9 protein-coding genes are annotated in these 11,364 nt (G+C 59.7%); all 9 read left to right on the top strand.

The annotated features are described in order from the left end of the window. On the top strand, nt 1-479 hold a 479-nt coding region (locus VMW12_05825), incomplete at its 5' end, for a hypothetical protein (GenBank protein ID HUZ49246.1). 590 nt (nt 480-1,069) lie between these two features. Continuing rightward, entirely contained in the window at nt 1,070-1,420 is a 351-nt protein-coding gene (locus VMW12_05820) for a hypothetical protein (protein ID HUZ49245.1), read from the top strand. 110 nt (nt 1,421-1,530) lie between these two features. Further along, nucleotides 1,531-3,840 carry a polyribonucleotide nucleotidyltransferase gene (gene pnp / locus VMW12_05815; GenBank protein ID HUZ49244.1) on the top strand — a complete coding sequence of 770 codons (2,310 nt, stop codon included), beginning with the start codon at nt 1,531-1,533 and terminating at the stop codon, nt 3,838-3,840. Between the two features lie 1,127 nt (nt 3,841-4,967). Beyond that, entirely contained in the window at nt 4,968-5,999 is a 1,032-nt protein-coding gene (locus VMW12_05810) for a TIR domain-containing protein (GenBank protein ID HUZ49243.1), read from the top strand. A gap of 24 nt (nt 6,000-6,023) precedes the next feature. Beyond that, complete coding sequence (locus VMW12_05805) at nt 6,024-6,734, top strand: DUF4145 domain-containing protein (GenBank protein HUZ49242.1); 711 nt, start codon at nt 6,024-6,026, stop codon at nt 6,732-6,734. A gap of 41 nt (nt 6,735-6,775) precedes the next feature. After that, complete coding sequence (locus VMW12_05800) at nt 6,776-7,618, top strand: SDR family oxidoreductase (GenBank protein HUZ49241.1); 843 nt, start codon at nt 6,776-6,778, stop codon at nt 7,616-7,618. Between the two features lie 36 nt (nt 7,619-7,654). Continuing rightward, the gene (locus VMW12_05795; protein ID HUZ49240.1) at nt 7,655-9,169 is read left to right on the top strand and encodes a menaquinone biosynthesis decarboxylase; all 1,515 of its coding nucleotides are present in this window, start codon (nt 7,655-7,657) and stop codon (nt 9,167-9,169) included. Beyond that, on the top strand, nt 9,166-10,020 hold the full coding sequence (locus tag VMW12_05790) for a 4-hydroxybenzoate octaprenyltransferase (protein HUZ49239.1): 855 nt from the start codon (nt 9,166-9,168) through the stop codon (nt 10,018-10,020). Before VMW12_05795 ends, VMW12_05790 begins: the two co-directional genes overlap by 4 nt. Then, nucleotides 10,020-11,177 (top strand): branched-chain amino acid ABC transporter substrate-binding protein, encoded by a 1,158-nt coding sequence (locus VMW12_05785; protein ID HUZ49238.1) that lies wholly within the window; start codon nt 10,020-10,022, stop codon nt 11,175-11,177. The genes VMW12_05790 and VMW12_05785 overlap by 1 nt, the downstream gene beginning before the upstream one ends. Nucleotides 11,178-11,364 lie beyond the last annotated feature (187 nt).

The following is an 11,364-nucleotide window of genomic DNA, read 5'->3' as shown; positions in this document are numbered from 1 at the left end:
ACCAATTCTCCCGCCGGGCAGGGCGCGATCGGCGCGGCCTGCTTTACCGAGTCGTTGCCAGCATGAAGGCCGCGACCCTACTTTTTTTTCTCATCTCGGCAATGATGCTACCAGCCGAGGCGAGAGGATTGGCAACCAACGTCGTTAGCAACTCGAATTGCCGAGCGGCAATGCCGACGCTGAACACGAATTTACCGACTGGCGTAATATCTAAGGCCACGAACATTAAGCATGCACTTGTCGTAAGCGATTCCGGGACTTTTATTGCGTACATCTATGTACAAGAAAACTTCCAATCGCTGCTTCAGGACGGGTATATTAATGCGCGGCCGGTCCCCGAAGGACCGCGAGAGCGCTTGTTTTCCGCTGTCGGTCTGGCCAGGGACGGCTCTCGTTCCCGCGGAGAAATCTACGTTATTGCACCATCGGTAATTGTAAAAATCATCGCGGCTGGATTTTTACTCGATAGCTGCTACTAAGCAGTAGAAAGCAGCCGCAAAATGGCGCTGGCCCGTAGCCGTCGACGCCCGGTAAAGTTCAGCCCGAACTATTGCAGTAGGAGTGGACGATGATCGACATTACAGTCGATAGCTTGGTAGTCAACGCGACTCCCAAAAGCACGCCGTTTCGTCAGTGTGTAAATGAGATCGCGCCCGTGGGTAGTAGCCCGCCTCTCGATGGGATCGAGCGCGCATCTGGCAACCCTAAGGTAGTGCGCGTTTCAAGAATCGAGTATGCGTTCGACGGATCGCGGAAGCACCTGGTTGGATTTTTGGTGACTCTCTCGGATGGCCGCGAATTCTACGAAACCGAGCCGTTGCTTCGACCGGGGCGAGCAATGGAAGGCGCGAAGAGCTTCCTAACACGGGCAAGCGTCAAGCGACAATCGCCCGCCGAAGCCTCCCAATCCCTACGTTCCCCGATTTCGGGTTTTGTCGAAGTTCACAATGCAAAGAGCGCCGCTCCTGATTCCCATCTTCGAATAGTATCCTGCACTCCATAGGCCATCGTAAAGATTCGCTCACTTCGGGGTCGCGGCCATGCCAGGCAATGCTAGAATGGGATGACGATGAGCCTTTCGATCACCTCGGCCACGAGCGCGCAACCGCTCTCAGCTGACGCGATCCCCGGATACGGGGCGCTATTTCAGGCCGGGCCGCGGTCAAACGCCGCGGCTTCGGCTCAGGCGCAGGCTTCGCAGAATCCCTACCAGCAGGCATATACGCAGACGATCCTGGCCTCGAACGTTTCGCTGTTGCAGGCCGCGGCCAATCCGAGCGCCGCGCAGATGCAGAACGCGTCGTACGCGCTCCAGGCCTCCGGGAACGTGCTCTCGCAGACCGGGTCCACGCTAAGCGCCCTTCAACAAGGGCTGGCCGCCGGGTTCTTCACCGGGACCGGGGTCGACACGCTCGCCTAGCGAGCCACAGCCCGCCCGCTTGCCTCGCCACCCCAGGTCATTCGTCGCGCCCCCCCGAACCGGATGGGGTTCAATAAAACAATTACAACAAGAAATAACTAGGAGATACTGTGCCCGAATCCGTGACCCTTACGGTCGGCGGGCGCACGATGGTCATCGAAACCGGCGAACTTGCCAAGCAGGCCAACGGCTCTGCTCTCGTTCGTTACGGCGACCAAAATGTCGTGCTCTGCGCCGTCACTGCCTCCAACAAACCCCGTGAAGGCATCGACTTTTTCCCACTCACCTGCGATTTCGAAGAGAAGATGTACGCGGCCGGTAAAATTCCGGGCGGCTACATCAAGCGTGAAGGCCGCCCGCCCGAGCACGCAGTGCTCAGCTCGCGCCAGATCGATCGCCCGATTCGCCCGCTCTTCCCCGACGGCTTCCGCAACGACGTGCAAATCGTCGCGACGGTGCTTTCGGTGGATCCCGAACTCGATGCCGACGTCATCGGCGTCTGCGCCGCCGGTGCGGCCCTCGCATTCTCGGATATTCCGATCGCGAAGACCGTTGCCGCCGTACGCGTCGGACGCGACGAAGACGGCAAGTTCATCATCAATCCCACGCTCCCGCAGTACGTTACCGGCGGCCTCGACGTCGTCGTAGCCGGCACGTCGGATGCCGTAATGATGGTCGAGGGCGGCGGCGACGAATTCAGCGAGGACGATTTCCTGGCTGCCGTCGAGCTGGCGCACACCGAGATCAAGAAGATCGTGAAATCGATCGACCAGCTCGCGAAGAAAGTCGGTAAGGCCAAGCGCCAGTATCCGGTTCAGCAGGTCAACGCGGATCTCGATAAGTGGATTCGTAAGTCCTTCGCTAAAGATGTTGCCAAAGCGATGCGCGTCGTCGAAAAGGGCGAGCGCGAAACCGCATTCGGCAAACTCAGCCGCGACGAAGCGATCGCGCGCTGCACCAAAAAAGACGAAGCCATCAAAGCCTTGCTGGAAGATCCGCAGAATGCCAAGGACTTCGGCAAGATCATCAAATCGATGGAAGAGGACGAGCTTCGCACGATGGTCGTGGACGAAAAGATTCGCCCCGACGGTCGCAAGCCGAACGAGATCCGCCCGATTTGGTCCAAGGTACACTACGTGCCGCGCGTTCACGGCTCGGGCGTATTCACGCGCGGACAGACGCAGGTCTTCACTGCCGCAACGCTCGGTTCGACCAGCGACGCGCAGCGGCTCGACGGCATCGTAGCGCTCGAAGACAAGCGCTACATGCATTTCTACAATTTCCCCCCGTTCTCGGTCGGCGAGACCCGCCCGATGCGCGGGCCCGGCCGTCGCGAAATCGGCCACGGAGCACTCGCCGAGCGCGCGCTGCTTCCGGTACTGCCGGATAAAGAATCGTTCCCATATACGATGCGTTTGATGAGCGAAGTGCTCGAATCGAACGGATCTTCGTCGATGGCCTCGGTTTGCGGTTCGACCCTCGCACTGATGGATGCCGGCGTACCGATTACCTCGCACGTCGCCGGCGTGGCGATGGGCCTCGTGTTCAAGGGCAACAAGTTTGCCGTGCTCACCGACATTCAAGGCCTCGAAGACGCCCTGGGCGAGATGGACTTCAAAGTCGCCGGTACCAAGAAGGGTATCACCGCGATCCAGATGGACATCAAGTCGCAGGGCATCACGATCGCCATCATGCGCGAAGCAATGGCCGAAGCGAAGAAATCGCGCTTCTTCATCATCGATAAGCTGGTGGAAACGATCGCCGAACCGCGTACGGAATTATCGCCGTTCGCGCCGCGCATGATCGTGGTCAAGATCAATCCGGCCAAGATCAAGGACGTCATCGGCCCCGGCGGCAAGATGATCAACAAGATCATTCAGGAAACCGGCTGCGAAAAGATCGACATCGAAGACGACGGTACCGTCTACATCACCTCGCTCGACGGTGAATCCGGCGAGAAAGCTCGCGCAGCGGTCGAGGCGATTACCAAAGACATCGTCGTTGGGGAAGTCTACGAAGGCACCGTCACGCGCGTGATCGCGATCGGCGCATTCGTGCAGATTCTTCCCGGTAAAGAAGGCCTCGTGCACATCAGCCAACTCGCGCAGAACCGCGTCGAGAAGGTTGAAGACGTCGTCAACGTCGGCGATAAGCTCAAGGTCAAGGTCATGGAAGTCGACGGACAGGGTCGCCTGAACCTCTCGCACAAGGCGTTGCTCCCCGGTGGGGCCGGCGACGGCGGCGGCGGCGGGCATCGCGATCGCGCTCCGCGCGAATCGCGCGAGTTCATCCCGCGGCGTCGCGAAGAGGCTCCCGCACCGGTTGCGGCGCCCGCAGCGGCACCGGCACCCGACGCTCCCGGCGCACCGCCGATGCGCCGTCGCCGTCGTCCGCAGCAAAACCAAAACCACGAAGACTAGCGACAACGTCGCCGAGTTGGAAGACGGGCACCGCTACGGTGCCCGTTTTTCTTTCTCGCGCCGGACATTGCGCGGCATTCCTGGAACTCGGAGATCATGGGCAACTTGCTCACTCTTTCCACCATAGGTGGACTTGTCGACACGCTTCGCTCGCTGAGACAAACGATTTGTCAAAGACCGAAGCCTACGAACTCCTTGGCTTTTACTCTCTCTAAGGCAGATTGATGGGCGCGGAAAGCGTATGGCCGAGGGTGAAAGCATGGCGTCGCCGAGCAAGTGAAATGCATTGACCCGCCTCTTGTTTTAACCGCGCAAGACCTGTATGCGCTCAACGGTAAAATCGAGGATCGCCACGCAAAATGCGTAGGGTACGAAATCCAACGCTGTACATTCACCAGCCGCCTCCAACTGTTGTTGCAAGACGGTTAGCGCGTTTCGCAGCATCATTTCCAGCGTCGCGGGCGGATTATTTCAACAAATACTCCTGGCAATGCTCTAGCCAACGGCGGGTTATAAACAAACGTCTCTTGGGCTTCGTCCCGCCCGGCGTCCGCCCCGCGCGCTTACTGGCGTCACGCGCTGTCTCGAATATCTCTTCCGATGGGCCTCGTCGCTCAAGCCCGATCAACCGGTAGTGGGTCCAGATTAATTTTTTTTGAGGTGTCCAGCATGATGATACGCCATTTCCCGAAGATCGAAGGGGACGAACTGAACGCCACCCTCCGTACCCTTTGTCGGGTCGCATCCGTCTTGCGGACCACTCCGATCGAGCTCCCGGGTTCGCGCTCCTAGCGACAGCGAATGTTCTGCCGAAATCTGCTCGATGAGTTGTCGCTTTCGAAGGTTTCGTACACTCAAGGGGAAGGTTGGGGGATATTTACCCCTACAAGTGCCACCTTGATGGCCCTCGCAGGAAACAAGGATTGAATCAGAATTTGGCACATTCGTCCGGACAGTCCGTGACGAGGAGCGGAAAATGCTTAAAAATCGCGGCTATTGTACTCTGATTTGGCAGTCTGCTATAATAAGCGCCAAGCCAACCTAAGTTCGGGGTATTGACAATGGATACTGCCTCAAACGGACCAGCGATCGGGGACAAGAGAGCCTCGCAGGGGGTCATGCCGTCTGTGAGCCTTCAAAAGGCACTCCCCGTCGCTCAGGCGATCTGGGATAATTTTGCGGGGCGAAGCGCGATGCCGGTAGACCTAGCCATTGCGCTAGATATTTCGCCGACAAGCAGCGCCTGGCGACAGCTCACCGGAGCGTCAATCGCTTACGGACTTACTGCCGGTGGTTACAACTCGAAAGAGATTCAGTTGACCGCGCTTGGCCGTCGAGCAGTGGCCCCAACGGAGGACGGCGATGACATACTGGCTCTTGCGGAAGCCGCCAAGAAGCCGACCGTTCCCGCCGAGTTCTTCGGGCGTTACGAACAGAAAAAGCTTCCGGCCGACAACATCGGGGCTAACGTGTTGGCCTCAATGGGAATCTCGAAGGAACGCAGCGCCGCCTCCTTCGAGGTGTTAAAACAAAACGGCATGTTCGCCGGTCTGATCATTGAAACAAAGACCGGCCCGTTTGTGGTCGCCCAGCCTCGTCTCGGCGGCGGGCGCTTCACCGTCGCTGGCCCCGCCGAAGCACCCGCGCGCGGTGTTGAAACGCTGGAGAACGGCGAGACTTACTTGGATGCGCCGCAGGAAGTATCGCGTACGCGCACACCACTAACGTCGAACAGCAAGGTGTTCATTTCACATGGTTCCGACCACCGCGTACTTGAGCAGTTGGAAAAGGCAATCCGAATTGCGAAATTGGATCCGGTAGCCTCCGTCAAACGAGAGGCAACTGCAAAACCTGTACCGGATAAGGTCTTCGACGATATGCGTAGCTGCTTCGCGGGGATCATCCACGTCGGGCACGAGGGAATACTCACCGATCCAGACGGCAACGAAGTAGTTCGCATCAATGAAAACGTGCTGATCGAGATCGGTGCGGCTATAGCACTCTACCGCAAGAACGTGATCTTGCTCGTCGAGAAGTCAGTAAAACTCCCCTCGAATCTCCAGGGACTCTATCGCTGCGAATACGAGGGCAAGGAGCTTTCGGCGGATGCCCTTTTCAAAGTACTCGAGGCCGTTTCGCAATTCACTAGCATTCCATAGCAGGCACGCGGAGGTTCATTTTAAGTGGCGTCTCAATATCAGTGCCCGTTCTGCGAGCACCATGCATCGATCACGGAGGGAATCGATTTCGAGATCTTCTATGATCGTTTGAATATTGATAATGCGTACGGACACCATCTCGTATTTCGCACAACTGCGGTTGTTTGCCCCAATCCCAAATGTCGCAACGTTGCGGTTACCTGTGCGATCGCCAAGCCAATGTACCCTGAAATTTCTGGAGCCGCGAAAGCTGGCAAAATCATACAGTCCTGGCCCCTTTTACCCGCGTCGCGGGCGAAGGGCTTGCCTGCGTTTGTGCCGCGTTCTATCGTGCAGGATTATGAGGAAGCCTGCATGGTAGAGGCGCTCAGCGCTAAGGCATCTGCAACACTTTCACGCCGTACCGTTCAGCAGATAATTCGCGACTTCTTCGGTGTATCCGAAAAGACATTGTACGCAGAAATACAAGCAATCAAAGGAAGGCTTCCTGCGGATATTTGGACCGCGATAGATCAACTTCGCGAAATTGGGAACGTTGGGGCGCATCCTGAACAAGACATTAACATCATGGTTGAGGTTGAGCCGGAAGAGGCCGCAGCTCTTATCCGCTTGGTCGAAATGCTGATTGAGCATACATACGTGGCGCGCGAACGGCACAACGAAGCTCTCGCCGAAGTAGCTGCCATCGCGGCGGCAAAAAAGGCTGCTAAGGCGGCAGGCAATGGAGCCTCGTAGTCAGATCATGCGAGACACGCCTTTGCTCTTAATAAGGCAGCATGGGTAAGCAAGCGATTCTCGTCACCGGCGCATCGACCGGCATAGGTTACGCAACCGCGCACCTCTTAGCGCAAAACGGCTATGCCGTTTTTGCCGGCGTTCGTACCGAAGACGACGCCTCGCGCCTCGCGGCCGCCCACCCGAACCTCACGCCGATAACGCTCGACGTTACGAAAGCGGCCGATATCCGCACCGCCGCCGCGCTCGTTCGCGAGAGTGGCATCCCGCTGTACGGGCTGGTCAACAACGCGGGCGTAGCGGTTGCCGGTCCGCTCGAATTTCTTCCGCTCGACGATATCCGCAAGCAGTTCGAGATCAACGTCTACGGACCGATCGCGATCGCGCAGGCGATGCTGCCCATGCTTCGCGAGCGGGGCGGCCGCATCGCGTTCATCGGCTCGATCGCCGGACGCATCTCCGCACCGTTCGTTGGGCCCTATAGCGCATCGAAAGCCGCGCTCGCGTCGCTCGTTGACGCCATGCGTCAGGAACTTGCGGGATTCGGTATCGCGGTCTCGCTCTTCGAGTTCGCCGCCGTTAAAACGCCGATTTGGTCGAAAGGACGCACCGCCAAGGATGCATTGATCGCCAAACTCCCGGCCGCCGCGATCGAACATTATGGGCCGTTTATCGAGGCCATCGTCGCCCAGACGGAACGCGAGGAGCGGCACGGCATGGAGCCCGGCGCCGTGGCGGAAGCGGTGCTGGGAGCGCTACGCTCGGAGCGCCCGCGCGAACGCTACGTCATCGGGAAGCAAGCCAAGCTGCAGGCGATGGTCGCGATGCTGCCGCCGTCCACCCGCGACCGCCTCATCAAAAAGGCGATGCAACTCCCCGACTAGGAAGCCGGTTCTCGCGCGCGCAAAGGAGCGTGTATCATGGCCTTCGATTCCCTGCGCTCCTTTGTCGATGCGCTCCGTAAGGCGGGCGAGCTCCACGTTATTTCAGCGCCCGTCGACCCCTATCTCGAAATTAGCGAGATTACCGATCGCGTGGTGAAAGCCGGCGGCCCCGCGTTGTTGTTCACCAACGTCAAAGGATCGCGCTTTCCCGTCCTAACCAACCAGTTCGGTAGCCAACGGCGGATGGCGATGGCGTTCGATGCGGATTCGCTGGCAAGCGTCAGCGAGCGCGTGCGTAAGCTGATCGATATCACGCCGCCGGGAGCGTCGCTCGCAGAGAAATTCGGTGCCCTGATGCAGCTTGCACCGCTCGCGAACGCCATTCCAAAAACCGTGCGCAGCGGGAGCTGCCAGGATATCGTCATGAAGCAGCCCGACCTGCGCGCGCTGCCGATCCTTACGACGTGGCCGATGGACGGCGGCCCCTTCATCACGCTCCCGCTCGTCATCACGAAAGACCCGCGCACGAATCGTCCCAACGTGGGCATGTATCGCATGCAAGCCTACAACGCGCGCGAAACCGGGATGCATTGGCAACGTCACAAGCAAGGGCGCGCGCACGCGGACGCGTGGGGAGATCGCATCCCGGTCGCGGTCGCGATCGGTTCCGATCCGGCGCTCACCTATGCGGCGACCGCGCCGCTGCCGCCCGTCCTCGACGAATACGCGTTCGCGGGCCTGCTGCGCGGCAAACCGGTCGAGCTGGTGCAAGCCAAAACCGTCGATCTCAAAGTACCCGCGGATGCCGAGTTCGTTCTCGAGGGCTACGTCGATAACACCGATATCCGCACGGAGGGCCCCTTCGGCGATCACACCGGCGTCTACAGCTTGGCGGATAACTATCCGACGTTCCATATCACCGCGATCACGCATCGGCGCGACCCGATCTATGCAGCGACGGTGGTCGGAAAACCGCCGATGGAAGACGCTTGGCTCGGCAAAGCCACCGAACGCATCTTTTTGCCGATCTTGCAGATGGTGCTGCCCGAAGTCGTAGATATGAACCTTCCGGTCGAAGGCGGCTTTCACAATCTCGCACTCGTTTCCATCAAAAAGAAGTACCCCGGCCACGCGAAAAAAGTCATGAACGCACTCTGGGGCCTGGGCCACATGATGATGCTCACGCGCACCCTCGTCATCGTCGACGCCGACGTCGACGTCCAAGACCCGCGCAGCGTCGCGTGGTTCGTCTTCAACAATCTCGCACCCGACCGCGACATCGTCATGATGCCCGGCCCGGTCGACGACCTCGACCACGGTTCGTATAACGTCGCCTACGGAACCAAGATCGGCATCGACGCAACGCGTAAGAGCGCGGCCGAAGGCTACGATCGCGAATGGCCGCCGGATATCGTCATGGATGCCAAAACGCAGCAACTCGTGAGCAAGCGTTGGCGCGATTACGGTCTCGATGCCATCTCCAAATCGCTGGTCCCCGACGCATGGAGCGGGCAGGGCCCAAGCGCGTACCAAAGGCTGATGCGCCGATGAAGACGCTCTCGCTGTTCCTGCGCGAGATCCGCGTCGAACACACGCTCTTCGCGTTGCCGTTTGCCTACGTCGGTGCGGTACTCGGGGCCAGAGGGCTGCCGCCGTGGCAAGCGTTGGTCTGGATTACGCTCGCCGTATTGGGCGCGCGTACGGCGGCGATGGCCGCCAACCGTTACTTCGATCGCGATATCGACGCGCGCAATCCGCGCACCGCACGGCGCGCGCTCGCGAGCGGGGCCCTCGCGCCCTCGGTGATGCTCTGGGCTATCGTGCTCGGATTCGCGCTGTTGCTGCTCTCGGCATGGATGCTCAACCCGCTCTGCGTGAAGCTTATGCCGATCGCGGCGCTGGGCGTGCTAGTGTACCCGCTCTGCAAGCGCTTCACGTGGCTGGTGCATTTCGTCTTAGGCGCGGTCGACGGCCTCGCACCGCTCGGCGCTTACATCGGCATCACCGGGCACGTGAGTTGGAGCGCGATCCTGGTCTTTCTCGCCGTCACGCTCTGGGTCGCAGGCTTCGACGTCATCTATGCGTTGATGGATCTTCCGACCGATCGCGAACAAGGCATCAATTCGCTCCCGGCGCGGTTCGGCGAGCGCAGCGGACGCTGGCTACCGATCGCGCTGCACCTAGGAATGCTCGCGTTGCTCGTGCTGGCGGGTATGCTCGGCGGCGTTCAATGGCCATACTATCTCGGGGCCTTAGCCGCTCTTAGCCTCGCCGTTTACGAAAACGCACTGTTCGATCGATCGGAGAATCTCTTCGTGCTCAACGAACGGGTCTTTACCGCCAATATGGGCTTCTCGATCGTCTTTCTCGGAACGACGCTCGCAGGATACCTCACGCACTGATGCGCCGCCGAGCTTTCATCGCGGCCGGCGCCGCCGCAGCGCTCGCACCGCGCATCGCGCGCGCGCAGTTTACCGGCCCGGTGCTCCAACAGCTCACGATCGGGGTGAGCGTTCCGCTCTCGGGGCCGCTTGCATCGTTCGGAAAAAGCGTCGTCCAGGGCGTGCAAGCCGCCGTCAACGAAACCAACCGCTTTACGGTCTCGCTCAGGCAGTCGTTCGGCGTACGCTCGTTCGACGACCAAGACAACGGGCAGATCGCGGTCACCAACGCGCAGATCGCGCAGGCCGATCCGAGCATCATCGGTATGGTCGGCAACCTCACCGCTCCCGTCACGCTCACCGCGTTGCCGGCTTACGCCAACGCGAACTTCGCCATCGTCGTGCCGACCGTAACCGCCGACGTTATCACCTCGCGCGGTTATCGCAACATCTTTCGCCTACCGACCAAAGATTCGACCGAAGGCCAGCTCATGGCTCGCACGCTCCTGCCGCAGCACGCCGGCGTCAGCGCCGTCGCGCTCACCACCAACGGCGCCTACGGCCCCGATGTCGCGCAGGGCTTCGTGCAGTATGCGAAGAGCAGCCATCACGATGCCGCGGTCGTGACAATCGACGCAAATCACATCGATCCCGCGGCCGCATCCAAAGAGTGCTTGGCGTTCAAACCCACGCACATCTTTCTTGCCGGCAAGCCGAGCGATCTCGTCCCGGTCGTTGACGCCCTACGTCTGGAAGGCTATACCGGCGCGTTCAGCGCCAGCGACGGCTTCTACAACCAATCCACGATCCAGAATTACGCGAAGTTGCTCAACGGCATAACGGTGGCGTCGGTGATGCCGCCACTCGATCGTATCCCATCCATCTTTCAACTCTTGCGCGATTTCCAGGGCGAAGTCGGCTCGGTCGATGCGTTCTCGGCATACGGATACGCTGCGGCGCAGCTCCTCATTTTCGCCTCCCAGCGCAGCAACGCGACCACGCGCTTCACGCTGCTCAATACGATCCAGGAACAGCCGTCGGGCTTCTCGACGATCGTCGGCCAATATTCGTTCAACTTCAACGGCGACGCAATCTTGGCGAACATCTATCTCTACACGATCGGCAAGGACGGCTTCACGTTCGACCGCGCGGCTATTCCCAGCGGGTTCGTGGTTTAGGCGTATTGCAACTAAACTAACGCGAAATCGGCAAAGGGAGCGGTGATTGGGGAACCGTTCGTCAGCGCGCATCCTCATATGATGTGAAGTGGAGGGCGTAGAACGCCCCCCACACGGTGTCGGCACGCTGTGCGCATCCTTGGGCCCGAAAGCCCGCCACGCAGATCAGCGGCCGCACCAACTTTGA

Source organism: Candidatus Dormiibacterota bacterium (assembly GCA_035532835.1).
Classification (GTDB): Bacteria; Vulcanimicrobiota; Vulcanimicrobiia; order Vulcanimicrobiales; family Vulcanimicrobiaceae; genus DAHUXY01.
The sequence above is the reverse complement of the archived record's forward strand: the minus strand, read 5'-3'. Positions and strand labels throughout refer to the sequence as shown.